Raw genomic sequence first — 25,914 nt, forward strand, 5'->3', positions numbered from 1 at the left:
CCTCCCTGGAAATTGCCCTGCACTCAGGCGCTTTCGACGATCGCGATGGTGCAGGATTTGGTGTCGGCCTCCTTGTCGCCGCCCATGCAATGGGCAAGGCCAAGGCGGCCCGGCGCGCCCTGCCGGTGCAGATGGCGCGTGACTTCGATGATCTGGGCGATGCCGGTCGCGGCGACCGGATGGCCGCGCGACAGGAGCCCGCCCGAGGGGTTCACCGGCACGCAGGCGCTGTCGCCCGCAAGCAGCCGTTCGGCATAGCGCCCGCCCTCGCCGACGGGGCACAGGCCGAGCCCCTCGTAATGCAGGATCTCCGCGATCGAGAAGGCGTCATGGCATTCGACGACCGAGATCTCCTCGACGCCCGCCCCCGCCCGCTCCCAGGCGAGGCGGGCGGTGCGGCTGTCGGTCTCCCATTCCGACAGTTCCGCCATCGGGTCATAGGAGCCGCTGGTCAGCACGGTGGCGCGCAGCCGGGCCCGCGCGCCGCACTGCCGCGCCAGCCGCTCGCTGACCAGCACGAGGGCCGCCGCGCCATCGGCGACGGGCGAGCATTGCAGCCGGGTCAGCGGGTCGACGACGAGCGGCGCGGCCAGCACCTCGGCCAGCGTCAGCGGCGTGCGCATCATCGCAAGCGGGTTGGCCGCCGCCGCGCGCCGGTTCTTCACCGACACCGCTGCAAGCTGTTCGGCGGTGGTGCCGAAGCGTGCCATGTGGCGGCTTGCGCGCAGCGCAAAGCCTGCCGGCGTGACCCGGCCGAGCAGCGTGTCGGCAAGCGTCCTGCCGGAATCGATCAGCCCGAGCGCGGGGTGGAACATCTTCTCCGCCCCGACCACCAGCGCGGCGTCCACCTCGCCGGCGCGGATCGCCATCGCGGCGATATGCACCGCGGTCGAGCCCGAGGTGCAGGCATTTTCCACATTCATCACCGCACAGCCGGCGATGCCGACATGGGCCAGCACGTCCTGCCCCATGGTCAGGCTGCCCGAAAGCCGTGCCGCGAGCGCATTGGCAAAGACCGCCATGCCGATGCGGCGCGGGGGCAGCCCGGCCTGCAGCAGCGCCTCGCGCGCGGCGCGCGCGGCCAGGGCCTCGAGGCTGGTGTCCTCGTGGCGGCCGAAGGCGGTCAGGCCGCAGCCTGCAATCCAGGGCTGGGTCATGGCCGGGTCTCCGTCAGGGGCTTTGCGGCGGGCACGAAGACCGGGCGCAGGCAGGGGGTCGCGTCATTGTCGGTGCCAAGCGGCATCAGGCGCAGCCGGACCGGGCTGCCCGGGACCAGGCTGTCGGCATCCTCGGGCGCGAACAGGCCGAACAGGCGCAGCGGCGCAGCCTCGAGGTCGACGAAGCCGATGACATAGCCCGGCGGCAGGCCATAGGGCGGGCGCACCCGAACCCGGGTCAGGCAATTCACCCGGCCGTCGCCCGGGATCAGCACTTCGGTCGTCGGGTCGAGCCTGTCGCCGGCATAGAGCCGGGGCGGAAAGAGCACCGCGTCGCCCTGCGCCGGCCGCGAGGCCCGCAGCAGCACGGTGCCATCCGCGGCGAGCGCGAATTGCGCGGCCAGCTCGGGCGGGAGTTCGGGAGCGGGGACGCCGGTCATGCCCGTGCCGCCTTTCCGCCCGCCTCGTAATCCCAGGTGTCGGAGGTGACGCCCTCGGCCTTCAGCCGGTGCTTCTCGACCCGGGCGGTGGCGGTCTTGGGCAGATCCGGCACATAGCGGATGAAGCGCGGCAGCATGAACTCGGCCATCTTGCCCGCACAGGCGGCGCGCAGCGCGGCCGGGTCACGCGGCGCGCCCTCGGCGGCGACGACGCAGGCCATCACCTCGTCTTCGCCCAGTTCGGAAGGCACCGGGATCACCGCGCATTCGCGCACGCTCGCCTCGGCGTTCAGGATCCGTTCGACCTCGAAGGACGAGATGTTCTCGCCGCGCCGGCGCAGGGCATCCTTGTCGCGGTCGAGGAAATGCCAGAAGCCCTCGGCATCCACCTGCAACAGATCGCCGGTGTGGAACCACAGGTCGCGGAAGGCCTCGACCGTCTTTTCCGGCATGCCGACATATTCGATCATCATGCCATGCGGCGCCTTCGGCCGCACCAGAAGCTGGCCGGGGGTGTCGGGGGTGGTGATCGGCTCGCCCGCCGCGTCAATCAGCATCAGCTCATACTGCGGGGTCTGCCGGCCGCAGGAGCCGGGACGGGGCCGGGCGGGATCGGCCATGATCGGCACGCCGATCTCGCTCATGCCATAGCCCTCGATCAGGGTGACGCCAAAGCGCGCCTCGAAGGCCTCGAACAGGCCCTTGCCGGCGCCGGCGCCCATCATCACCCGCAGGCTGTGGGCGCGGTCCGCCGCGCTTTCGGGAGCCTTCATCAGCACCGAGAGGATGGTGCCGATGTAGTTGAAGGCGGTGCAGCCGTGGCTGCGCAGATCCTCCCAGAAACGACTGGCGGAGAATTTCGGCACCAGCACGGTGCGCGCGCCGGCCATCAGCGCGGGCAGGGCCGACAGGATCTGCGCATTGCCGTGAAACAGCGGCAGGGCGTTGTAGAGGCAGTCGTCCTCGCCATAGCCGGTGGCGGCGCAGACCTGGCTTGCGGCGGCGATCGCATAGCCTTGCGGCATCAGCGCGCCCTTCGACAGGCCGGTGGTGCCCGAGGTGAACATGATCGCATAGGGATCGCGGGCCGAGACCGTCACCTCGGGCGGGGGCGTCTCGCTCGCCATCAGCCGCTCGAGCGGCAGGCATCCCGCAGGCGCCGCGCCGCGCGTCACCACCGTCAGCGGCCAGGGGATCTCCCCCCGCACCGCCTCGAGCGCCGGCAGATAGCCGGGGTCGAGGATGACGACCCGGGCCTTCGACAGCCGCAGCATATGCGCCAGAACCGCGCCGCGATGGGCGGTGTTCAGCGGCACTTCCACCGCGCCGAGACGCGACAGGCCGAACCACAGCGCCAGGTATTCGACGCAATTGTCGAGCATCAGGGCGACGGTGTCGCCCTTGCCGACGCCGAGGCCGGCAAGGCCCGCCGCCGCACGGCAGGAGAGGGCCTCCATCCCGGCAAAGCTGATCTCGGTCTCACCGAAGGTCAGGAACCGGCGTTGCCCGTATCGGGCGGCCTGCCGGGACAGCAGGCCGTGGATGGTGGTCGGGGTGGTCATCGCGTGTCTTCCTTTCCCCGCCCGCTCAGGCGGCCGCATCCTGCCAGGGGCCGTAGTAGCGCAGCACCGCTTCGGGCGGCGATTGCTGCGCCCATTCGGCGACGAAGGCGTCATAGGGTTTGGCGCGCGCGAGCCGGGCCTTGCGCCGGGCTGTGCGCAGGGCGTCGGTCTCGGCCGGATCGGCCAGTCCGGTGCGGGGATTGATCGCGACGGCGTAGATGTCCTGCGCCGCAGAGGCGGCACAGCGCCCCATCGCCACGTCGCGCGCCACCGCCTCGGGGTCGCGCTGCAGCACGTCGCCATAGCCCGCCCCGCCCGAGATCGGCACATAGAAGGTGTCGCCGCCCTGGAACAGCGCCGGCGCATGGGCAAGGTTGAGGTAGTCGCGCTGCCCCTCCTCGGGGGTGCCGGCGTAAAGCTCGGCCATGGTGCGGGGCAGGGGCACGCCTTCGGCCATCAGCGCATCGAGGTTCGATCCGCGCACCGTCTGCACGAAGGCCGGCGGCGCCGCCCGCCCGCCGAAGATGCCGAGCGTGGCCGGGAAATGCGAGCCGAACCCCATCGAGCCGAGCGCCACCATCGGCACGCCGTGCACCTTGATCCCCATGCCGACGCCGGAACCGCCGCGGTATTTCCCGTGACCATAGGAATTGTCGAAGAAATTCCGGAAGGTATAGAGGAAGGGACGCTCGGCCTCGGTGGTCTCGACATCGCCGCAATCGCTCATCGTGGCGAAGAAGGCGCCGGCAACATCGACGCCATCCATGCCGGGGCGTCCGCCCGCGCCGGTGGCGTTGATCTCGGGGGTGATGTCGGCCATCGGCTCGCCCCACTGGTTGAAGCCGCCGAAGACCGTCACCGCAAAGCCGGTGTACCAGGCCCCGGCCGCGCGCGAGGGGTCGGTGGCATAGGCGAGCTTCGCCCCGGCCATGAACATGCCCTGGCTGAAGGCCACCATCGTGGCGGGGGCATAGGACACCGGCACGTCGCCGTTGGGATTGATGAAGCTGTTTTCCGGGAACTCCCAGTCCACCGCCTCGAGCAGGCCGTTGTTGGCGGGCAGGTCGGGCATCAGCCAGCCGCAGACATAGACCATCGCCATTCCCAGCAGGCCCTGGAAATAGGTGTTCACCGGCCGGTCGTGCAGCATCGGCGAGGAGCCGTTCAGGATCAGCTTGATCCGGTCGCCCTTCTTCTCGATCGTCAGGTTGATCTTCAGCAGCGCCGATTCCGGCCCGGTCGTGTCCATGAAGCGGGGCTGGCGATAGATGCCGTCATTGAGCGTGGCGATGCGCGCGCGCGCCGCCTCGCCGGTCTGCTTCAGGATCCGGCGCAGCCCGCCGACGAGGAAATCCGGGCCGATCTCGGCCAGATAGTCGTGCAGGCGCCGCTCGGCGATGCGCGCGGCGGCAAGGCGCGCCTTGATGTCGAGCACCATGGTGCGCGGATCGCGGGTCGCGGTCGCCAGAAGACCCAGAAGATCCTCCTTCAGCGCGAAGTTCTCGCCGATCTTGATCGGCGGGCACATCAGCCCCTCATCGTAGCGCGACTTCGCCCCGTTCACCATGCCGCCGGGCTCCGAGCCGCCGCATTCGCCGGTGTGGACCGCCGCGCCGATGAAGCAGACCAGCTCGCCGCCGGAGAAGACCGGGATGCACAGGCCCATGTCGGCATTGTGCACGCCGCCATAGAAGGGGTCGTTGTAGAAGAAGGCGTCGCCTTCCTTCAGGCCCACGGTCGGGTCATGGGCCAGATGCTTGACGAGGTATTTCACCGGCAGCTGGCTCAGCACCGCGTGGTGATAGATGCCGGTGGCGCAGACCGCCAGATCGCCCTGTGCGGTATAGATGCCGAAGGCCACGTCGCCCCACCGCATCGCGGTCGACGCGCCCAGCTTCATCGTGGTTTCCTTGCCCTCGAGCGCGATCATGTGCAGCTTGTGAGTGAAGATCTCGTATTCCAGATCGTTCAGTCCCTCCATCGCCCGTGCCTCGCGGGCGGAGGGCGGTTCCGGGCGCAGCCGTTGCACGACCTCGGTGTCGCGGCTGTAGCGGATGGTCATCGGTGCGTTCATTCTGTCCTCCCTTGGACGGGCGATCCCGTGACGGGACCGCCGCCCTGTTGTGCCGTTTCAGCCCTGCGCGGTGATGATGCCGTTGCGCAGGCGGTTCATGCGGTAGATCCAGCCCGGCTCGATCACATAGGTCGTGTCGGGCGCCTCGATGATCGCGGGGCCGGGGATCTCGGCGCCGGGGCGCAGCGCGGTCCAGTCGTGGACCGGGGTGTCGACCATGCCCTCGGCCGCGTCGAAGCAGGCCGGTCGGATCGCGCCGGGGTCGGGGCGATGCGGGCTCTCGTCGCTGCCGTTCAGCCGGCGCGGCTCCTGGCGGATGGCGGCGGTGACGAAGATCGCCTCGATTGCGATCCCGCCCGAGGGGAAGGCCGCCTCGGGCGAATAGACCGTGGCATATTGCGCCTCGAACCGGTCGCACAGGGCGCGGAAGTCATCCGCCCCGGCAAAGCTCAGCGTCGGCGAGGTCACCCGCGTCAGGTGGTATTGCGCGCCATAGCGCATGTCGAATTCAAGCGTGAACGCGATGCGGTCGGCGTCGAAGCCCTCGAGCTTGAGATCGCGGGTGGCGCGGTCGGTCAGATCGGCGATCACCGCGTTCAGCGGCGCCGGATCGGCCAGATAGGTCTGGTCCATGAAGTTGAACAGCCGCAGGCTGCGCGACTGCTCCCAGACCTGGCGGATCTCCATCGACGAGGCGCCGAAGGCCCCCGAGACCGAGGACATCGCCGGCACGATGATCGTGGTGGCACCGACATGGCGCGCGAAGCCGCAGGCATGGCCCGCGCCCGCGCCGCCGCAGGCATAGACCGCGAACTTGCGCGGGTTGTGGCCCTTGAGCGCGACCTCGTTGAACATCTCCTGCCCCATGCGGGCGTCGATCAGGCGGCGGATGCGCCAGGCGGCCTCGAGCACCGAGATCCCCAGCGGCTCGGCGATGCGGCTGCGGATCGCCTCATGCGCGGCATCGGGATCAAGCAGCATGGCGCCGCCGAGGTAATTGTCCGGGTTCACGTAGCCAAGCACCAGATCGGCGTCGGTCACCGTCGGTTCCTGCCCGCCCTGATCGTAGCACGCCGGGCCGGGCACCGAGCCCGCCGATTGCGGCCCGACCTCGAGCTGACCGCCCATGGCCTGATTGATCCAGGCGATCGAGCCGCCGCCCGCGCCGATCGAGCGCACCTCGATCGCCGGGATATTGGTGCGCCAGCGGTCGATGACCGGAATGAAGTCCTGTGCCCGCAGCACGCCCCCGGCGAGCACGCCGATATCGAAGGAGGTGCCCCCCATGTCGGCGAAGACGATGTCCTTCACGCCTTCCTGCGCGCCGATCAGCGCGGCGCCATACATCCCCGCCACCGGCCCCGCGTTGTGGGTCAGCACGGCCCGGGTGCGCGACACCTTCTTCGATCCGCCGGTGTTGTGCACGAGGATCAGCGGCCGGCGATAGTTCGCCCGGCGCAGGTTGTGGGTCAGATCGCCCAGTTCCTGCATCATCACGCCGTGGATATAGGCGTTGACCAGCGCCGTCATCGTGCGGGTGTATTCGCCCGCCTTGGGCGAGACCTCGGAAGCCAGCGTGACCGGCATCGAGCCGAGGAATTCCTCGGGATATTCCTCCTCGATGATGCGGCGGATCTCGCGCTCATGCGCGGGGTTCATGAACGACCACAACAGGCTGACCACGATGCCCTGCACGCCGCGGTCGACCAGCGTCTGCAGCTTCTCGCGCAGCTCGTCGGGGTCGAGGGCGCGGATCACCCGGCCGTTGCAGTCAAGCCGCTCGGACAGGCCCATCACCATGTCGGGGGCGACCAGCGGCTCGGGCTTGCGGATCACCGCCATGTCGCGGATCTCGTGGAAGGCCATGCCGTCGGCCCAGCTGCGCGAGCGGCCGATGAAGATCGTGTCCTCGAAGCCCGCGGTGGTGATCAGCCCGAGGCGCGGCCCCTTGCGCTCGATCAGCGCGTTGGTGCCGATCGTGGTGGAATAGCGCAGCGCCTCGACCTGGCCGAGGAAGCTGTCCGGCGCCAGACCGGCGCGCTTGCCGAGCTCGCGCAGGCCGCGGATCAGGCCGACCGACAGGTCGTAATGGGTGGTGGGCGATTTGGCGGTGATCAGCGTGCCATCTTCGGCGATGGCGCACAGATCGGTAAAGGTGCCGCCGATGTCGATGCCAACATCGTAAGTCATGGGTTCCTCCCTGATCGAAGCGGCGCCTCAGGCGCGCTCCGTTATGGTTGCGATGGCCGCGCGGGCCAGCTGCGGTTCGGTGTCATGGGCAAGGCCCGTGCCGCCGCTGACGATCAGCGGCAGGCCGGCAGCGGCCGCGGCGGTGCGCGCGCGCTGCAGGGCGGCGCCGAAGCCGGGCGCGTCCGACCAGTCCGGCGCGATGGCCAGCGCGCGCGCGCCCGTCACCGGTCCGGCCTCCGGCGCGTCCGGAGTGGGGGCGAAGGACAGGTCCGGCTGCGCCGGGCCGGTCATCTCGGGCAGGGCAGGCCACATGCCCTTCAGGATGTCGAAATGCTCGGCCAGACGTTTCAGCGCGCCATAGAGGCGCGGCAGGCTGCGGTTTGCGGCCTCCTCGCCGCTTGCCACAGGTTCGCGCAGCACGATGATGTCGGGACGCAGCCGCGACAGCGCCTCGAACTCCTCGATCAGCCCCGGCTTGATCTCGCGCAGCGCCGCCTCCAGATCGCCGCCAAGGGCCCGGGCGCGGGTGATCGGGCCGGGGATCTCGGCCAGCACCGCGAGTTTCAGCCGCCCCGCCGCGGCCGCGGCCCGGGTCACCGCATCGCGATGCGCGGCGGCCGACAGGGTGATGCCGGCGGCGGGGGCAAAGCTGACCCAGACCGCATCCGCCCCGAGGAACCGCGCCGCCGCCACCGCGGCGCCGGCCAGCGCCTGCGGATCGGCGAGATCGGCGAGCGGCCTTGCCTCGAGCCTTGCGCCGAAGGCGGCGGCCGAGGGCATCAGGATCGGGGCACTCCAGTGCAGCCCGCCGCGCAGGGCCTCGATGGCACCAAGGCCGCTCATGCCGCGCCCCCGTGCTTTGCCTTCAGCGCGTCGATGTCGAGCTCGATGTCGTGGGTCAGCGGATGGCCCGGCGGCAGGTATTCGTTTTCCAGCACCGTGGCGCAGGACGGGCAGTAGAACTCCACCAGCCGGCAGAAGTCCGGGTCGGGGGTGAAGCTGTAGGCCGCGCCCCGGACCAGCGGCGGATGCGCCTCGGCCAGCGGCACCTCGGCGACGAGGCAGCCGGTCTTGTAATTCGCCCGCGCCGGGGCGAGGCGGTGGCCGCAGGCGACGCAGCACCATTCCTCGGTGGCAAGGTCGATGGCCAGGTTTTCCGTGATGCGAAGGGTCATGTCCTCAGCCTTTCGTCAGCAGCAGGTTGGCGAAACGGTCGATGCGGGCCTGCCAGCCGGGCGCGACCCAGATCGTGGTCTTGTCGCTTTCGAGCAGGGCCGGGCCGGTCAGGGCATGGCCGGGGCAGAGCTGCTCGAGGTCGAAGACCGGCACCTCGGCGGCCGGGCCCGGGCCGCAGATCACCGCGCGCCGGCCGGTCTGCGCCGCATCGGCGGCGGGGGCGCCGAGCGAGCGCTCGGCAAAGCTGAAATGCGGCACCGGGGCCGAGGCGAAAAGGCCGACGGTGGCGAACTGCGCCGCATCGGGAACGCGCGCCGCGATCGCCTCGTGCAGGGTGGCAAGGGCTGCCGCGGCGAGCGGGTCGGCGACCTCGACCGAGACCTGCGCCTCGGACCCGTCCTTGCGGCGCAGGATCGCGTTCAGGTGCCACGACAGGCTGTCGGGGTCGAAGCCCTCGCCGCGCATGTCGCGCAGCGCGGTCGCCTGCATGCCGGCGACGAGCCCGGCCACCCTCTCGCGCAGCCCGGGCGTGCCGCCCTCGGCCTCGACCGCGCACATGTAGCCGTGGCCGACATCCATCAGCGAGGAGGAAAAGGCCGAGAACACCGCCGAGAAGGGGGTGATCGCGATCCGGCTCAGCCCCGCCATCTCGGCCACGCGGCAGGCGTGCAGCGGACCGGCGCCGCCATAGACCGTGAGCAGCGGGTCGCTCTTCGCGGTCCGGCGCAGCGCCGCGATGGCCGCGCCGACACTGCTGTCGACCTGATTGACGACGCTCAGCGCCGCCTCTTCGAGGCTGATCCCGAGCGGCTCCGCCAGATGCTGGCGCACCGCCTCGCGGGCCTTGCCGGCATCAAGCCGGCGCGCCCCGCCGAGGAAGTTGTCGGGATCGATCCGGCCGAGGACCAGGTTGCAATCGGTCACCGTCGGCTCGCTGCCGCCCAGCCCGAAGCACGCCGGCCCCGGCATCGCCCCGGCCGAGCGCGGCCCGACGACAAGCACCCCGTCGACCACCGCGGCGATCGAGCCGCCGCCGGCGCCAAGCGCCTCGACCTCGTTCATCGGCACGTTGGTGCGATAGCCCTCGATGCCCGGGCGCAGCGCGACGTTCAGCTGGCCGTCGCTCACCAGCCCGATGTCGAAGGAGGTGCCCCCCATGTCGGCCGAGATCACGTCGTTTTCGCCATAAAGCCGGCCGATCGCGCGGGCGCCGACCAGCCCCGCGGCGGGACCGGAGTTGTAGGTGCTGATGGCGCGGGTCTTGGCCACGCGGGCGACCGCGCCGTCATTATGGCCGATCAGGAACGGGCCGCGATAGCGCCGCGCCCGCAGCTCCTGCTCGGCCTTGTAGAGCAGCCGCGCCAGACGGCTGTGCGAATAGGCCGAGACGACGGCGCTGTTGATCCGCTCGCCATAGCCGCTGCGCACGGTGATGTCCGACGACAGGAAGACCGGGATCGAGCCGAGGAAATCGCGCGGATATTCGGCCTTGATCACCTGCCGCACCGCCCGTTCGCGGGCCGGGTCGGTCTCGCTGCCGTCGAGCGCCACGACCAGACATTGCGCGCCTGCGTCGATCAGCGCCTGCGCCCGGTCGAGCACCTGCGAGGGGCTGAGCCCGGCGCCGATCTCGATCGCCATCTCGGGGCTGACGATGCCGGGCTTGCCCTCGGCCTCGAGCGGCGCCAGCGCCCGCCCGCCCTCCGACAGGATCAGCCCGATCTTCGCGCCGTTGCGCTCGATCAGCGCGTTGGTGCCGACGGTCGAGGCAAAGCGCACCACGTCGGTCTGTTCGAGGAAGGCCTCGACGCTCAGGCCGACGGCTCCGGCGCCGGCGGTGATGCAGGCCAGGAAGCACTCGGTCAGGTCGTGCGGGGTGGTGGGGGTCTTGACCGCGCGCGCCACGCCCGGCCCGGAAACGAAACCGTCGGTGAAGGTGCCGCCGGTGTCGATGTCGATTGTAAAAGCCATGTCTCCTCCCTTCGGTGCGGCAGGGCCGCTCCGTTCTTTTATCGTCCGTGATGACGGGTCCGGTGCCGCCGGCCTCAGTCGCGGCAGACGGCGCGGCTGATGAAGGCGATGATTTCCTGATGCAGCGCGTCGGCGGGCAGCGGGCCGTCGGCCCGATACCAGCGCAGGTGCCAGTTGACGACGCCGAGGATGTTGAAGACCGCAACGCGGATGTGGCCTTCGTGCAGCGCGCCCTCGGCCGAGAGCGCCTCGAGGACAGCGGTGTAGATCTCGAGGATCTCGCGCTGGATCTCATGCGTCTCGCGCGAGCTGTCCTCGCCGAGCTGGCCCTGTTCGGTCAGCAGCATCAGAAGCTCGCGCTGGTGTTCGACCCCGGCGCGCAGATGTTCGCGGATCAGCGCGTCAAGCTGGGCGCGCGGGGTGTCGGCCTGGGCGATGGCGGCCCGCAACCGGCCCGGCAGGCTGCGCACCGAGCGGTTCATGATCTCGCGCCACAGGCCTTCCTTGTTGCTGAAGTAGTAATAGATGTTCGACAGGCTGACGCCATGCTCGCGCGCGATGTCGCGAATGGAGGTCCCGCTGAACCCCTTCTCGGAAAACATCTCGACTGCGGTCTCGAGCAGGCTTTCACGCATGTCTGCCTGATCGACCACAGTGCTGCGACTGTTGCCGGGTGTTGCCATCAGAATTTTCCTCCCTCCGTTCGAATCATGGTTCGAACGTTCGTTCTATAAGCGGGCCTGCGCGGCTTTCTGTCAAGAACGGCGAGCGGGGAGGGGCTGAAAAATCGGTTTTCCCGCTGGCGGCTCTGATGATCTGACCGGCCCCGACGGCATCGGTGTGCCACGGTGGGGCGGTCACATCATCAGAGCCGCTCCAGGGGGCCAATGCGCCCCGCAACCGCCCAGGTCTGTCGCCGCGGCGGATACCCGGTCCGGTTGTCAGGCCAGCAGCCCGTCGAGCTGTTGGCGGGCCTCGGCGCAGGTGGCGCGCAGATGGCGCACCAGGCTCTTGCCCGTCGCCACGGCGGGCCGGTTCACCGGGCAGACCGCCGAGACCCAGAAGCGCAGGACCGGCCGGAACCGGCGCAGCTCGACCCCTCGCTCGACATAGCTCAGCGCGGTCAGCGGATTGAGGATCGTCACCCCGAGACCGCGCCGCACCATCTCGCAGGCGGCATGCGAGGATTGCGCGCTGATCTTCATGCGCCGCTGCACCCCGGCGGTGTCGAAGGTGCGGTCGATGAGCTGCCGGTAGGGGTCGTATTCCCCGAGCGAGATGAACGGTATATCGGCGAAATCGGCCGGCTCGAGCCCCTTGCGGGCACAGAGAGGATGGTCGGGGGGAAGGACGCAGACCTGCTCGAACTGGCCCAGCGAGATCACGTCGGCATCCGGCACGACATTGGTGGATTCGGTCAGGCCGATGTCGAAGTTGAAGCCGGAGATCGGCGACTGGTCGCGCGGATCGGTGCTGTCGATCCGCACCGAGACCTGCGGATGAGTCCGGTAGAGCCGGGCCATCGCTTCAGGCAGGATGGTCTGTGCGAAGGCCGGAAGCGCCGAGATATAGAGCACTTCATCATGTGCCCCGCGCAGCTGGTTGACGCATTCATTGATCCGCTCGAGCCCGATGAAGGCGGCCTGGACCTCGTGATAGAGCTTGGCTGCGCGCGCGGTCGGGTGCAGCCGCTGGCGGCGACGCTCGAACAGGGGGAAGCCCACGGCATCCTCGAGACGCAAGATCTCACGCGTGATCGTCGGTTGCGAGGACCCAAGGGCCGTCGCCGCGGTCGTCACGGTGCCGAATTTCATCACGGCACGAAAGATCTCGACCTGCCGCAGATTGAGCTCGGTGATGTGCTGATAGGCCATGGTTCGGCAGTCCATATCTAAAATGAATGAACTTGTATCTTATTTTCTATATCTCTGGCGGCAAAGCGAGAATTTATTGAATCCCAACAGGACGCAGTCTGGATGAACCGGGCGCGAAATGCAGGAAGGTCTATCGTGACAGCATCGTTTCCCGACGATCTGCGCGCCGCGATTCTGCGGTGCGCTAAGGACATGAGCGGCGGCGCCCTGACGCCCGATCGCATCAGCTTCGTGCTGAAACCCTATGCGCGCGCGCCGCGCCTTGCCGATCCCGGACGGTTCGATCTTGCCGGTTGCGTGACCCATCGCGCCGAGGTGCCGGTCTATCCGGCAAGCGTGGTCAAGCTGTTCCATCTGTACGAGCTGTGCGGGCTGGAGGCCGAGGGGCGGCTCGTGCTGACCGAAGAGGACCGGCGCGCGGCACGGGCGATGATCGAAATCTCGTCGAACGAGGCGACGGCCTATCTCGTCGGGCGCATGAGCGGGGCGTTCGACGGGCCCTGGTGCGATGCGGCGACGCTGGCGGAGTTTACCCGCGCCCGGCAGGGCGTGCAGGCGTGGTTCGAGGCGCGGCGCGATCCGGACCTTGCGGGGATCAGCGTGCTGCACGCGACCTACGAGGACAGCCCCTATGGCGCCGCAAGGCAGATCCGCGAAGGCACCAGCGGCAACCGGCTGACGGCGCGGGCGGGGGCGGCGCTTCTGCATGACATCGTGCGCGGCGCGGCGGCGGGGTCGGCCTGGATGATGTCGCTGCTCGACCGTTCCGCGCAGCGCGCCGCCTTTGCAAGCAGCGGATGCCCGCTCGAGGGGGACCAGGTGCGGGGCTTTCTGGGCGAAGGGCTTGCGGAGGATGTGAAGGTCTGGGCGAAGGCGGGGCATACGAGCTGGACCCGCCATGACCTGCTTTACGGCGAACTGGGCGAGACGGGATTCATCCTTTCGGTGATGACCGACAGCCACTGGAGCGCCGATGACCGGACCTTCCTGCCCGAGGTGGCGCGGCTGTGCCTTGCCGCCTTTCGGGCGCAATCAGAATGCCCGGCATGACCGGGAGAAAACAACAGGGAACCAAGAACATGAAACACGGAAAAATCGGAACGGCCTTGCGGGCGGGGGCGATGGTCGCCGCGCTGCTGGCGGGAACGGCGGTCTGGGCGGAAACGCCGCTGCCGGGCGGCACGCTGCACCTTTCGGCGCCCTTCGGCGCGGCGCTGAAATCGCTCGATCCGCACATGACCTGGCGGTCGCAGGACATGGCGGTTTCGAAGGCCTTCCACCGCTCGCTCTACACCTGGGACACCGAGACCAATGCCCCGGCGCTGGATCTGGCCTCTTCGGTCGAGGTCGGGCCGGACGGGCTCACCTACACCTACAAGCTTTACGACAACATCTATTTCCACAATGGCCGGAAGATGACGGCAGATGACATCATCTGGTCCTTCACCCGGATCATGGATCCGCAGAAGGGCTTCCCGGGATCTTCGCTGATCCAGACCATCGACGGGGCCGATGACTATGCCGCGGGCAAGGCGGACCATATCTCCGGGCTGCGCAAGATCGACGACCAGACCCTGCAGATCAAGATGAAGAACTTCACCGATCCGGGCATGCTCTTCTTCGATGGCGTGACCTCGATCCTGCCGAAGGAAGAGGTCGAGAAACCCGGTTTCATCACCCATCCGGTGGGGCTTGGCCCCTATGTCTTCGTCGAGCATATCGCCGGCTCGCGGGTGGTGGGCAAGAAGTTCGACAAGTACTTCAAGCCCGGCAAGCCCTATGCCGACCGCGTCGAATTCACCATCTCGGGTGACGACAGTGCGCTCGACATGGCGTTCCGCGCGGGCGAGCTCGATGCCACGGTGATCTCGGGCTCCGCCTATGCGCTCTACAAGCAGGACCCGCAGCTCTCGAAAGGGCTGGTCGAGGTGGCCGAGCTGTTCACCGCGCATATGGGGATGAACCTTGCCGATCCGCCCTTCGATGACGAGAAGGTCCGTCAGGCGATCAACTATGCGATCGACCGCGACCTGATCATCAAGAAGCTGCTCAAGGACAAGGCATTCAAGGCCACCGGCTGGCTGCCGCGCACCTCGATCGCCTTCGATGCGACGCGCGCGCCCTATCCCTATGACGTGGAAAAGGCGAAGGAGCTGATGGCGGCCTCGAAATACCCCGACGGCGCCGAGATCGAGATCTGGGCCCGCGACGGGACCAACGGCATCGGTGTGGTGCAGGCGATCACCCCCTATCTGAAGGCGATCGGTCTCACCGTGAAGCCGAAGGTGGTGGAAGCGGGCATGCTCTCCGACGCGATGAGCGCGGGCAGTGCACAGGCCTGGGTCTATTCGGCGGGCACCGGGCCCGACCCGATCGCGGCGCTGCGCTGCTTCGACAGCCGCACGACGCGGGCGGGATGCAATTACGGCGGCTTCTCCGATCCGGCCTTCGACGCGATGCTGGACAAGGCGGCAGGCGAGCTCGACGCGCAAAAGCGTATCGAGCTGACGAAACAGGCCGATGGCTACATCTTCGACAAGGCGCCGGTCTGGTTCCACAACAACAACAAGGCGGTGGTGGCCACGCAGCCCTGGGTGCACGGCATCGGCGGCAACGTGACCGAGGCGGCGATCCTCGAGGTCGACAGCATCTGGCTTGACGCTGACGCCCCCGGCCGCAAGTAACCGCGTTCCGGCGGCGGGACAGCCCGCCGCCGGCTCTTGAAAGGATTCCCGATGGCGCTGGTCCTCCTCCGACGTCTGCTTCAGGCCGTCGTGACGGTCGCGGTGGTGATCACACTGGTCTTTCTGATCTTCAGCGTGATCCCGGGCGATTATGTTTCGTCGCTGATGGCCGAGAAGCGATCGCTCGACCCTGCGGTGGCAGAGCGGATCGCGGCCGAACTGCACCTGAACGATCCGGTCCTGCTGCGGCTGGGACAGTATCTGGTCGGGATCTTGCATGGCGATCTGGGCCTGTCCTTCGCCACCCAGCAGCCGGTGACCGAGATGCTGTCCGGCCGGATCTGGGCCTCGTTCAAGCTGGCCTGCGCGGCGATGGCCTGCGCCATCGTCACCGGCCTGCCGCTCGGCTATATCGCCGCGGCGCGGCAGAACCGCTGGATCGACGGGCTGGCGATGGTCTTCGCGGTCTCGGGCCTGTCGGTGCCCGGGTTCTGGTTCGGCCTGCTCCTGATGTATGTGTTCTCGCTGCAGCTCGGGTGGCTGCCGACCTTCGGCTATGGCCAGGGCGGCATCGAACACCTGATCCTGCCCGCGCTCACGCTTGGCATCGCACCGATGGCGTTGCTCGCGCGGACGACCCGTGCCGCAGTGCTCGAGACGAAGAATGCCGATTTCATCCGCACCGCCCGGTCGAAGGGCATGTCGGAGGGGCGGCTCGTGCGCAAGCATCTCGCGCGCAATGCCTTCATGCTGATCCTGACGATGATCGGGCTGCAGTTCGGCTCGATGATGGGCGGATCGGTGGTGATCGAGAGCCTCTTCGCCTGGCCTGGCGTGGGCTCGCTGCTGATCCAGTCGGTGGGGCTGCGCGATATCCCCGTGGTGCAGGGCTGCATCCTCGTGATCGTCCTGTTCTTCCTGATCGTCAACACGCTGGTCGATGTCGCATATCTGCTGATCGACCCGCGCATCCGCTACAAATGAGGAAGCCGGCCATGCTCAAGCTCCTGGCGCGTCCCAATCTGGCGACGGGTGGTGCGATCGTCCTGATCGCGATCTTCGTCGCCGTCTTCGCGCCGCTGATCGCGCCGCATGATCCGATCACCGACGCAAACCTGATGTTCGCCGAGACCGCGCCCGATGCCGATTTCCTGATGGGCACCGACGAGCAGGGGCGCGACATCTTCTCGCGCATCGTCTATGGCGCGCGGATCGCGCTGACGATCGGGCTGCTGGTCGAGCTGATGAACACCATCATCGGCGTCGCTCTGGGCGTTTCGGCGGGATATTTCGGCGGCTGGTGGGACGAATTCGTGCAGGGGCTGACCAATGTCATGCTCGCGGTGCCGACGATCGTCTTCGCGCTGGCGCTGATGGCGGTGCTGGGGCCCGGAATCCTGAGCCTGCTGATCGCGCTTGGCATGACCGACTGGGCCTACAGCTGCCGGATCTCGCGCGCGCAGGTGCTGACGATGAAATCGCGCCCCTTCGTGCAGGCGGCCCGGACGATGGGCTATGGCCCGGTGCATATCATGGCGCGCGAGCTGCTGCCGAATATCGCGGGGCCGCTGGTCGTGGTGGCGACGATGGGGATCGGGTCGGCGATCATGGCCGAGGCGTCGCTCTCCTTCCTCGGGCTGGGCGTGGTGCCGCCGGCGCCGAGCTGGGGCTCGATGCTGGCGCGGGCGCGCGAACAGCTGATCGTGGCGCCCTGGGTCGCGGTCTTCCCCGGGCTCGCGATTTTCTTCACCGTGCTCGGGTTCAATCTGCTCGGCGACGGTCTGCGCGACCTGCTTGATCCGCAGGGGAGGTCGAAACGATGAGCGACGAGGTTCTGCGGATCGAGGATCTGACGATTGCACTGCGCGTCGAGGGGCGCGATCACCCGGCGGTCGAGGGGGTCAACCTGACGATCGGGCGTGGCGAGGTGGTCGGGCTCGTGGGCGAGTCCGGCTGCGGCAAGAGCCTGACCGCGCTGTCGGTGGCCGGGCTTCTGACCGCGCCGATGCACGTTTCGAACGGTCGTATCCTGATCGAGGGACAGGATGTGGCCCGGTTGTCGAACCGGTCGTTGCGGTCGCTGCGGGGCGACCGGATCGCGATGATCTTCCAGGAGCCGATGACCGCGCTGAACCCGCTGATGACGATCGGCGACCAGATCGGCGAGATGTTCGTCCTGCACCGCGGCCTGGGGGCGCGTGCCGCCCGCAAGGCGGCGATCGCGGCGCTCGACCGGGTTCAGGTGCCGGGCGCGGCGCGGCGGGTCGACGACTATCCGCACCAGCTCTCGGGCGGGATGCGGCAAAGGGTGATGATCGCGATCGCGCTCGCCTGCGATCCGGCGCTTCTGATCGCGGACGAGCCGACCACCGCGCTCGACGTCACGATTCAGGCCGAGATCATCGACCTGATCCTCGAGCTGTGCCGCGAGCAGGGGACGGCGGTGCTGATGATCTCGCACGATCTCGGGCTGGTGGCGCGGATCTGCAACCGCGTTGCGGTGATGTATGCCGGCCATCTGATCGAGGAACAGGCCGCCGAGCGGATCTTCCTGTCGCCGCACCATCCCTATACCCGGGGCCTCGTCGGGGCCCTGCCGCGGCTCGGCCGGCGGCTGACCGAGGGGCAGGCGGCGCTGACCGAGATCCCGGGCACGGTGCCGGCGATCCTCGATTACGGCGCGGGCTGCCGCTTTGCGCCGCGCTGCACCCGGGTGATGGCGCATTGTGCCGCGGCCACGCCCGAGACCACGCAACTCCCGCAGGGCGGGCGGATACGGTGTTTTCTCCATGACTGAAGCAGAGCCCGTCCTGCGCTTGCAGGATCTGAAAGTGCATTACCCGGTGCGTCTGGGCCACGGTTTCGGCAAAAGCGTGCTGAGGGCCGTGGATGGCGTGAGCCTCGACATCGGGCGCGGCGAATGCCTGGGGCTCGTGGGGGAATCCGGTTGCGGCAAGTCCTCGCTCGCACAGGCGGTGATGGGGCTGGTGCCGGTGAGTTCCGGGCGCATCGCGCTCAACGGGCGCGAGGACTGGGGCGCCGACCGGCTTGCCCGGGCACGGATGGTGCAGATGGTGTTCCAGGACCCGTTCTCCTCGCTCAACCCGCGCCAGAGCATCGGCCAGAGTCTCGGTGGACCGCTGAAGCTGCATGGCATCGCCAACCGTTCCGAGCGCGAGGACCGGGTCGCCACGATGCTGCGCAAGGTCGGGCTGAACCCCGACGCGGCCGGCCGCCATCCGCATGAATTCTCGGGCGGGCAGCGGCAGCGCATCGCCATCGCCCGGGCGCTGATCGTCGAGCCGCAACTCGTTGTCTGCGACGAGCCGGTCTCGGCGCTCGACGTGTCGATCCGGGCGCAGATCATCAACCTGCTGCTCGAACTCAAGGACGAGCTCGGGGTGGCGCTGCTGATGATCTCGCATGATCTCGGCGTGGTCGAACACATGAGCGACCGCATCGCCGTGATGTATCTCGGCCGCATCGTCGAGGAGGGTGACTGGCGCAAGATCTTCACTGCGCCCGCCCATCCCTATACCCGCACGCTGATCGCCTCGATCCCCGACCCGGCGCGCCCGGATGCCGGCTGGGAGCGGCTGCGCGGCGAGGCGCCCTCGGCGCTGGCCCCGCCCGCAGGCTGCGCCTTTCACCCGCGCTGTGCACAGGCGTTCGGGCCCTGTCGCGCCGGTGGCGTGCCGGAGTTCACCGGGCTGGCGGACGACCACCGCGCCCGCTGCCATCTGTTGACTGAAGGAGCTTCGCGATGAGCAACCATGCCGACGTGATCGTGGTGCGTTCGGGCGCCGATCACCGGGCGCCGCATCTTGGCACGCTGCGGATCGGCGATTGGGAAATCCCCTGCGTGACCGGCCGGGGCGGACTGACCGAGCCGTCGCGAAAGCGCGAGGGCGATCTGTGCACGCCGATCGGTGTCTTCCCGCTGCGCTATGGTTTCTACGACCCGGCGGTCTTCGGCGATGCGCCGCGCGGGCTGGCCTTTCCCTTCGTGCCGAAACCCGCCGACTGGCTCTGGGTCGAGGATACGACGGACCCGCTTTACAACCGGTTCGCGCAGGACGGCGGGGGCGGCGGGCGCGACAACGAGGCGCTGTTCGATCTCTTCGTTCCCGTCGGCTGGAACGACGCGACGCCGGTGATCGGCAAGGGCAGCGGTATCCTGATCCATGCCGCGCGGGAGGATTTCTCGGGCTCTGCCGGTTGCGTCGCGGTCGCGCGGTCGCATCTCATGCCGCTTGCCGAACGGCTGCGCCCGGGCATGCTGATCGACATCGGGTTCGCCGACACGGCCAGCGCGCCGGCCCGGGCAGCGGAACCCGAGGCCGGCGGGCCCGAAAGCGTGACCTTCCGCGCGCTGCAACCCGGGCCGCGGCTGCTCATCGCCGGGGCGGTGCATGGCAACGAGCCCGCCGGGCCGGCGGCGATCGCGCGGGCCATTGCGGCGTTTCGCGCGGGGGCGCTGCGGCTTGGGCGCGGCTCGGTCACCTTCGTTCCGGTGATGAACCCGCTCGCCTGGGCGCAGAACAGCCGCGAGGGCATGCGCAACCTCAACCGCGATCTGTGCGAGCGCCCGGTGCCGCTCGACAACGAGGACCGGCTCGGCAATGTGATCTGCCCGATCCTGCGCGCTCATGACGTGCTGATCGACCTGCATTCCTTTTCCGCGCCGGGCGAGGCTTTCGCGCTCTGCGGTCCCGCCGACAATGACGGCGGGCTCGAGCCGTTCCACCGCGCGGCAGAGGAGGCCGCGCTGGTGCGGGCGCTTGGCCTGCCGCTTGTGGTGCATGGCTGGATGGCGGCGCATGACCGCGCCCTCGCGCAGCGCCGGGCGGCGGGCGGGCCGGCGGGGCTTGCGGCCCATGGCGTCGGCACGACGGAATACATGCGCTTCGCGGGCGGCTATGCGGTCACGGTGGAATGCGGACAGCATCTTGATCCGCGTGGCCCCGAGATCGGCTGGCAGGTGATCCTGAACGGGCTCTCGCATCTGCGGATGATCGACCGTCCGCTGCCGGATCTGCCCGCACCGCGCGAGCTCGAGATCGGCGAGGCGATCCTGGCCGCGGATGACGACGACCGGATGATCCGCCAGTTCAGCGCCGGCGAGCCGGTGCGCCGCGGCGAGGTCATCGGGCAGCGCGCCGACGGCATGCCGATCACCGCGCCCGCCGACGGGGCCCTGATCTTCGCCGGGCTCACGGCGGCGGCGGGCACCGAGCTTGCCTTCCTGTGCCACTTCGCGGATCGTCTTGCCCGGATGGATCGGAGCTCCGAGGCCTGCGCCGGAAGCCGCCCGGCAGACTAGGCCTCGGGACGCGATCAAAAGGGGCATGGCGCGGCGACAGGCACGGTCTTCGGTCTTGCCTGTCGCCGGATCGCCACCACGCTGCACAAGACCAGGCCCGAGGGCCAGATTGAAAGGATCCCAGATGTCAGAATTCTCGGCTTTCGGGCCCGACTTCCCCTTTGCCTATGACGACTGGCTCGCCAATCCTGCCGGGCTCGGGCAGGTTCCCGCGGCGCGCCACGGCGCCTCGGTCGCGATCGTCGGTGCGGGCGCGGCGGGGGTGATCGCGGGGCACGAGCTGATGAAGCTCGGCCTGCGCCCGGTGCTTTATGAATCGGGCGCCTTCGGTGGGCGGCTGCGCTCGGAACCCTTCGAGGGCACGGAGGATGTCATCGCCGAACTCGGCGGCATGCGCTTTCCCGTCTCGTCGCGCGGTTTCTACCATTACGTCGATCTTCTCGGCTGCGAGAGCGCGCCCTTTCCGAACCCGCTGACCGAGGCGGCCGGCTCGACGGTGATCGATCTCGAGGGCGAGACGCTTTTCGCCCGCACGCTCGACGATCTGCCCGAGCTCTATCGCGAGGTTGCGCGCGCCTATGACGCGGCGCTCGAGGAGGGGGCGCGGTTTTCCGACCTGCGCGCGGCGATGGCGGCGCGGGATGCCGCGCGCGTGAAGGAGATCTGGGACCCGCTCGTCGCGGCCTGGGACGAGCGCACCTTCTATGATTTCGTCACCACCTCCGAGGCCTTCCGCCAGCTCGGCTTCCGCCACCGCGAGGTGTTCGGGCAGGTCGGGTTCGGCACCGGCGGCTGGGACAGCGACTTCCCGAATTCGATGCTCGAGATCCTGCGGGTGAACCTCTGCGCGCTTGACGACAACCAGCGCTATATCGTCGGCGGGGTGGAGAACGTGCTGCACCGGCTCTGGCGGCAGCCCGCCGATTGCGCGCATTGGGGGCGGATGACGCTGGCCGGGCTGAACGGCGGCGCGACGCGCTCGCGCGTGACGCGGATCGCGCGGGATGCCGGCGGCGCCATCGCGGTGACCGATCGCTGGGGCCGTGTGGATCTTTACGACGCGGTGCTGGTGACCTGCCAGAGCCACCTGCTGACCACCTCGATCGAGACCGACGAGGAGCTTTTCGACCAGAAGCTCTGGATGGCGCTCGATCGCACCCGCTACATGCAGGCGGCAAAGACCTTCGTGATGGTCGACCGGCCGTTCTGGCACGACATCGACCCGGCGACCGGGCGGCCGGTGATGTCGATGACGCTGACCGACCGGATCACCCGCGGCACCTATTTCTTCGACAACGGGCCGGACCGGCCCGGGGTGATCTGCCTGTCCTATTCGTGGATGACCGATGCGCTGAAGGTGCTGCCGCATGACGCGGAAAAGCGGGTGGAGCTGGCGCTCTCGGCGCTTGGGCGGATCTATCCGGGGGTGGATATCGCCAGCCATATCCGCGGCAATCCGATCTGCGTGAGCTGGGAGACCGACGAGAATTTCCTCGGTGCCTTCAAGGGCGCGCTGCCGGGACATTACCGCTACAACCATCGCATGTATGGCCATTTCATGCAGGAGGCCCTGCCGGCGGCGCAGCGCGGCATCTTCCTTGCCGGCGACGGCATCAGCTGGACCCCGGCCTGGGTCGAGGGCGCGGTGCAGACGGCGCTGAACGCGGTCTGGGGCATCATGACCCATTTCGGCGGCGCCTGCGATCCGGCGAACCCCGGCCCGGGCGATCTCTATCCCACCCTCGGGCCGGTCGCGCTCGACTGATCCGCCGCCATCGAAAGGACGAAACGTGAAAGTGTTCATCAGTGCCGACATGGAAGGCACCGCCGGCATCACCACCTGGAGCGAGACGGAAAAGGATCATCCCGATTACGCCGAGTTCCGCGCCTACATGACCGAAGAGGTCCTGGCCGCCTGCGAGGGCGCGCGCGCTGCGGGGGCCGAGGAGGTGGTGGTGAAGGACGCCCATTCCTCCGGGCGCAACCTCATCATCGGGCGGCTGCCGGCCTATGTGCGCATCCTGCGCAGCTGGAGCGGGCATCCCGACACGATGATGTTCGGCATCGGCGCGGGGTTCGACGCGGCCGTCTACACCGGCTATCACAACCGCGCCGGGGCCGAGACCAACCCGCTGTCGCACACCCTGACCGATCAGATCATGCGGATCACGATCAACGGCGAGCCGGCCTCGGAGTTCACCATCAACGCCCGCACCGCGGCGCGCTACGGAGTGCCCTCGGTCTTCCTGTCGGGCGATGCGGGCATGTGCCGGGCGGCCAGGGATTTCGTTCCCGGCATCGCCACGGTGGCAACCTCCGAGGGCATCGGCGGGGCCACGCTGTCGATCCCGCCGGCGAAATCGGCCGCGCTGATCCGCGAGGGGGTCGAGCGCGCGGTCGCCGCGCGGCGCGCCGGGATGATGCCGCCGATGCCTGACAGCTACGAGCTGGTGATCGAGTACAACAACCCGAAAAGCGCCTATCGCTGCCAGTGGTTCCCGGGCGGGGAACTCTGTGGCGAGCGCTCGGTGCGCTGGCGCTTCTCCGACCCGTTCGAGATCCAGCGCACCTTGCGCTTCGTCTCGGGCGGCTGAGACCCGGGGGCGGCCGGGGGCGGGCCCGGGCTCAGTGCGGGGCCTGGGCCGCCTGCCAGAACCGGCGGGTGTCGGCGTTTTGCGCGTGGATGTGACGATAGAGCCGGATTTCAAGCTCCATGTCCCAGTCCGGCGATGCGGAGGCACGCACCAGCGTGCCCGCCCGCAGCTCCTGTTCGATCAGGCTTTCGGGCAGCCAGCACATCCCGGCGCCGCGCATCGCGAGCGTCTTCAGCCCGGCGCTGATCGTGTTTTCATGCACTGTCCGGCGCCGGGGCCCCGACCGGCCGGCGAACAGGCGTTCGAGTGCGACGCCGAAGAACGAGCTGTAGCCATAGCTGAGATAGGGGATCTCCGCGCCCTGGCTCTGCATCCGCTCGAACAGCCCGGCCCCCGGAACATGCACGCCCGAGCGCAGCCGCACCTCGGGCGCGGCGACGGGGATCAGCCGGTCGGTGCCGACCGCGAGGAAGTCGAAACGCTGCCAGTCGAGGTGGAACGGCACCAGCCCATGCGCATAGGTCAGGAAGAAATCCGCCTCGCCGTCGATCAGCGCCGCAAGATTGGCCTCGATCCCGCCGCGATCGGGGATCAGCGAGACCCGGATGTTCGCGAAGCGGTTTTCAAGCCAGTCGGGCAGGAAGGTCACGGTCAGCGTGTGCAGCGCGGCCAGGCGCAACATCCGCCCTTCGCCCGACGGCTGCAGGGACTCGCGCACCGAGTAGAAATTGCGGATCGCGTCCTGCGCCACAGGCAGGAACCGCCGCCCCTCCGGGGTGAGTTCGGCCGGCACCGTGGCCCGGTTGATGAGCGTCGTGCCGAGCCAGGCCTCCAGCTGCTTGATTCGGCGGCTGAAGGCCGATTGCGTGACGTTCCGGGCCTCGGCGGCGCGCGAGAAGCTCGAGGTTTCCGCCAGCGTCACGAAATCTTCGAGCCACTTGAGTTCCATTTATTGAGCACACCTTTTCCGACGGACGCGGGCGTTTCTGACGAGCCATCTTATAAGATGATGAATAAAAAGCATTATGCAATTCGTGCATGAGATGTTGCGCAAGTTGAATTGGCCATGCTCCCGCGCCTCACCCCAGGTTCGATTCAACCCAAGTCGAACTGGTGCATGACATGAGCAGAACCATCTACTGCAACGGAAGCTTCGTTCCCGAGGCGCGCGCGACGATCAGTATCTTCGATCGCGGCACGCTGTTCGGTGACGCCGTCTACGAGGTGACCGCGGTCTTCGACGGCCGGATGATCGACAACGATCTTCACCTTGCACGGCTGCAGCGCTCTCTCGGCGAGCTCGGTATTCCGATGCCCGCCGCGCGGGAGGAGATCGCGCGGATCCAGCACGAGCTGATCGCGCGCAACGGCCTGCGCGAAGGCGTGGTCTATCTGCAGGTGTCGCGCGGCATCGCGGATCGCAATTTCCTGTGGTCCGAGGACATCGCCCCGACGCTGATCGGGTTCACCCAGGCAAAGACGCTCCACGACACCGCGGCGCAGCGTGAGGGCATCGAGGTGGATCTCGCGCCCGACACGCGCTGGCAGCGCCGCGACATCAAGACGGTGATGCTTTTGGGGCAGGTGCTCGCGAAGGCGGCGGCGCGGCGCAAGGGCTGCGATGACGTCTGGCTCTGCGAGGACGGAATGGTGACCGAGGGGGCCTCGGCGACGGCCTATATCGTCACCGCTGCGGGGCAGGTGGTGACGCGGCCGAACTCGCGGATCTCGCTGCCCGGCTGCACCCGGCAGGCGCTCTTGCGGCTGTGCGCGGCGCATGGGCTCACGCTCGACGAACGTCCCTTCTCGCCGGCGGAGGCACAGGCTGCCGCCGAGGCGTTCCAGACCTCTGCCTCGAGCTTCGTCACCCCGGTGATCCGGATCGCGGGCGTTGCGGTCGGGACCGGCGTGCCGGGCCCCGTCACCCGCCATCTGCAACAGCTTTACCTCGAGACCGTCGGCGTTCGCGCGCCGGTCTCCAACTGACCCGACAAGAACCAACACCAACAGGAGAGACACATGAAGACGACTGCAAAGATCCTCGGCCTCGCCCTTGGCGCAATGCTGGGTGTCTCGGCTCCCGCTCTGGCGGCCGAGGGCTATGGCGACTGCAAGCTCTACGGCAAGGGCGGCACGGAGACGATCACCCCCGCGGTTCCCGGCCAGTTCACCGTCATCATCAACCTGCCCGCGGTGGGCGAGTTCAACGGCGATACCGAAGACAGCGTCACCAGCGGGCGCGAGTTCTGCATGGCGGTGAACATCGCCTACCGCCTCGGGCTCGACAAGGTGGTGCTGAAGAATGCCTCCTTCGACTCGATCGTCGCCGGCCAGAACAGGGATTTCGACATCGCGCTGGCACTGATCTCGGTGACCGAGCCGCGCAAGAAGGTGGTCGATTTCTCGACGCCCTATGCCCACGGCGCCTTCGGGATCGCCACCCGCGCGGATGCGCCGGTGACCGAAGACAGCATCAAGACCACGAAACTCGGCACGCAGGCCGGCACGATCATGGTGGACTGGGTTCAGGAGAATCTGCCCGATGCCAGGCTTTCGGTGTTCGACGATACCGGCGCGATGTTCACTGCGCTGGCCGCGGGCAATGTCGATGCGGTGATGACCGACCTGTCGGTCGTGCTCGGCCAGGTCGGAAACTCGAAGGGCCGTCTCGCCGTGGTCGGGAAGTATGCGAGCGACCGCGACACCGCCGGGATCTATCCGAAGGGTTCGGCCGAGGAGGCGACGATCAACAAGATCATCGCCGACATGGAAGCGGATGGCACGCTGAAGGATCTGGAGATGCAATATCTCGCGCCCGCCTGGGGCGGCCTGATGCCGGCGGATGTTCCGGTCTGGAAGCACTGAGACG

22 protein-coding genes are annotated in these 25,914 nt (G+C 68.4%); 11 read left to right on the forward strand and 11 right to left on the reverse strand.

The window, feature by feature from the left end:
• Window positions 1–23: 23 nt before the first annotated feature.
• From EOW66_RS12660 to EOW66_RS12705, 10 genes are all read right to left on the reverse strand, one after another.
• Window positions 24–1,157 (reverse strand): thiolase family protein, encoded by a 1,134-nt coding sequence (locus tag EOW66_RS12660; protein ID WP_128156700.1) that lies wholly within the window; start codon window positions 1,155–1,157, stop codon window positions 24–26.
• Window positions 1,154–1,597 carry a hypothetical protein gene (locus EOW66_RS12665; RefSeq protein WP_128156701.1) on the reverse strand — a complete coding sequence of 148 codons (444 nt, stop codon included), beginning with the start codon at window positions 1,595–1,597 and terminating at the stop codon, window positions 1,154–1,156. The genes EOW66_RS12660 and EOW66_RS12665 overlap by 4 nt, the downstream gene beginning before the upstream one ends.
• Complete coding sequence (locus tag EOW66_RS12670) at window positions 1,594–3,159, reverse strand: AMP-binding protein (protein WP_164881122.1); 1,566 nt, start codon at window positions 3,157–3,159, stop codon at window positions 1,594–1,596. Before EOW66_RS12670 ends, EOW66_RS12665 begins: the two co-directional genes overlap by 4 nt.
• Before the next feature lie 25 nt (window positions 3,160–3,184).
• Window positions 3,185–5,233, reverse strand: coding sequence for a hydantoinase B/oxoprolinase family protein (locus tag EOW66_RS12675; protein WP_128156703.1), 2,049 nt, complete (start codon window positions 5,231–5,233; stop codon window positions 3,185–3,187).
• A 57-nt stretch (window positions 5,234–5,290) separates the two neighbouring features.
• Window positions 5,291–7,423 (reverse strand): hydantoinase/oxoprolinase family protein, encoded by a 2,133-nt coding sequence (locus tag EOW66_RS12680; RefSeq protein ID WP_128156704.1) that lies wholly within the window; start codon window positions 7,421–7,423, stop codon window positions 5,291–5,293.
• Between the two features lie 27 nt (window positions 7,424–7,450).
• Window positions 7,451–8,266, reverse strand: coding sequence for a hypothetical protein (locus EOW66_RS12685; RefSeq protein WP_128156705.1), 816 nt, complete (start codon window positions 8,264–8,266; stop codon window positions 7,451–7,453).
• Window positions 8,263–8,598 carry an acetone carboxylase subunit gamma gene (locus EOW66_RS12690; protein ID WP_128156706.1) on the reverse strand — a complete coding sequence of 112 codons (336 nt, stop codon included), beginning with the start codon at window positions 8,596–8,598 and terminating at the stop codon, window positions 8,263–8,265. Before EOW66_RS12690 ends, EOW66_RS12685 begins: the two co-directional genes overlap by 4 nt.
• Before the next feature lie 4 nt (window positions 8,599–8,602).
• A complete protein-coding gene (locus EOW66_RS12695) occupies window positions 8,603–10,570 on the reverse strand; it encodes a hydantoinase/oxoprolinase family protein (RefSeq protein ID WP_128156707.1) in 1,968 nt (655 codons plus the stop codon).
• A 74-nt stretch (window positions 10,571–10,644) separates the two neighbouring features.
• Window positions 10,645–11,253, reverse strand: a complete 609-nt coding sequence (locus EOW66_RS12700; RefSeq protein WP_128156708.1) for a TetR/AcrR family transcriptional regulator — start codon at window positions 11,251–11,253, stop codon at window positions 10,645–10,647.
• A gap of 258 nt (window positions 11,254–11,511) precedes the next feature.
• Window positions 11,512–12,444 carry a LysR family transcriptional regulator gene (locus EOW66_RS12705; protein WP_164881123.1) on the reverse strand — a complete coding sequence of 311 codons (933 nt, stop codon included), beginning with the start codon at window positions 12,442–12,444 and terminating at the stop codon, window positions 11,512–11,514.
• Between the two features lie 135 nt (window positions 12,445–12,579).
• Between EOW66_RS12705 and EOW66_RS12710 the strand changes: the two genes are divergently transcribed.
• The 9 genes from EOW66_RS12710 to EOW66_RS12750 all read left to right on the forward strand — a co-directional run bounded on the left by EOW66_RS12710 (window position 12,580) and on the right by EOW66_RS12750 (window position 23,045).
• The gene (locus EOW66_RS12710; RefSeq protein ID WP_164881124.1) at window positions 12,580–13,494 is read left to right on the forward strand and encodes a serine hydrolase; all 915 of its coding nucleotides are present in this window, start codon (window positions 12,580–12,582) and stop codon (window positions 13,492–13,494) included.
• 29 nt (window positions 13,495–13,523) lie between these two features.
• Window positions 13,524–15,128 (forward strand): ABC transporter substrate-binding protein, encoded by a 1,605-nt coding sequence (locus EOW66_RS12715; protein ID WP_164881125.1) that lies wholly within the window; start codon window positions 13,524–13,526, stop codon window positions 15,126–15,128.
• A 51-nt stretch (window positions 15,129–15,179) separates the two neighbouring features.
• On the forward strand, window positions 15,180–16,112 hold the full coding sequence (locus EOW66_RS12720; RefSeq protein ID WP_113901759.1) for an ABC transporter permease: 933 nt from the start codon (window positions 15,180–15,182) through the stop codon (window positions 16,110–16,112).
• An 11-nt stretch (window positions 16,113–16,123) separates the two neighbouring features.
• Window positions 16,124–16,951 (forward strand): ABC transporter permease, encoded by an 828-nt coding sequence (locus EOW66_RS12725; protein WP_128156712.1) that lies wholly within the window; start codon window positions 16,124–16,126, stop codon window positions 16,949–16,951.
• On the forward strand, window positions 16,948–17,925 hold the full coding sequence (locus tag EOW66_RS12730; protein WP_128156713.1) for an ABC transporter ATP-binding protein: 978 nt from the start codon (window positions 16,948–16,950) through the stop codon (window positions 17,923–17,925). Before EOW66_RS12725 ends, EOW66_RS12730 begins: the two co-directional genes overlap by 4 nt.
• Complete coding sequence (locus EOW66_RS12735) at window positions 17,918–18,895, forward strand: ABC transporter ATP-binding protein (protein WP_128156714.1); 978 nt, start codon at window positions 17,918–17,920, stop codon at window positions 18,893–18,895. Before EOW66_RS12730 ends, EOW66_RS12735 begins: the two co-directional genes overlap by 8 nt.
• Window positions 18,892–20,451, forward strand: a complete 1,560-nt coding sequence (locus EOW66_RS12740) for a L,D-transpeptidase family protein (RefSeq protein ID WP_128156715.1) — start codon at window positions 18,892–18,894, stop codon at window positions 20,449–20,451. The genes EOW66_RS12735 and EOW66_RS12740 overlap by 4 nt, the downstream gene beginning before the upstream one ends.
• Window positions 20,452–20,575: 124 nt before the next feature.
• A complete protein-coding gene (locus EOW66_RS12745) occupies window positions 20,576–22,216 on the forward strand; it encodes a flavin monoamine oxidase family protein (protein ID WP_128156716.1) in 1,641 nt (546 codons plus the stop codon).
• A gap of 25 nt (window positions 22,217–22,241) precedes the next feature.
• The gene (locus EOW66_RS12750; RefSeq protein ID WP_128156717.1) at window positions 22,242–23,045 is read left to right on the forward strand and encodes a M55 family metallopeptidase; all 804 of its coding nucleotides are present in this window, start codon (window positions 22,242–22,244) and stop codon (window positions 23,043–23,045) included.
• Between the two features lie 31 nt (window positions 23,046–23,076).
• Here EOW66_RS12750 and EOW66_RS12755 read toward each other — a convergent pair whose 3' ends face one another.
• On the reverse strand, window positions 23,077–23,994 hold the full coding sequence (locus EOW66_RS12755; RefSeq protein WP_128156718.1) for a LysR family transcriptional regulator: 918 nt from the start codon (window positions 23,992–23,994) through the stop codon (window positions 23,077–23,079).
• A 173-nt stretch (window positions 23,995–24,167) separates the two neighbouring features.
• Between EOW66_RS12755 and EOW66_RS12760 the strand changes: the two genes are divergently transcribed.
• Window positions 24,168–25,031, forward strand: coding sequence for a D-amino-acid transaminase (locus tag EOW66_RS12760; protein WP_128156719.1), 864 nt, complete (start codon window positions 24,168–24,170; stop codon window positions 25,029–25,031).
• A 33-nt stretch (window positions 25,032–25,064) separates the two neighbouring features.
• Window positions 25,065–25,910, forward strand: coding sequence for an ABC transporter substrate-binding protein (locus EOW66_RS12765; protein ID WP_128156720.1), 846 nt, complete (start codon window positions 25,065–25,067; stop codon window positions 25,908–25,910).
• Window positions 25,911–25,914: the final 4 nt, after the last annotated feature.

Source organism: Paenirhodobacter huangdaonensis (genome assembly GCF_004022465.1).
GTDB lineage: Bacteria > Pseudomonadota > Alphaproteobacteria > Rhodobacterales > Rhodobacteraceae > Rhodobacter > Rhodobacter huangdaonensis.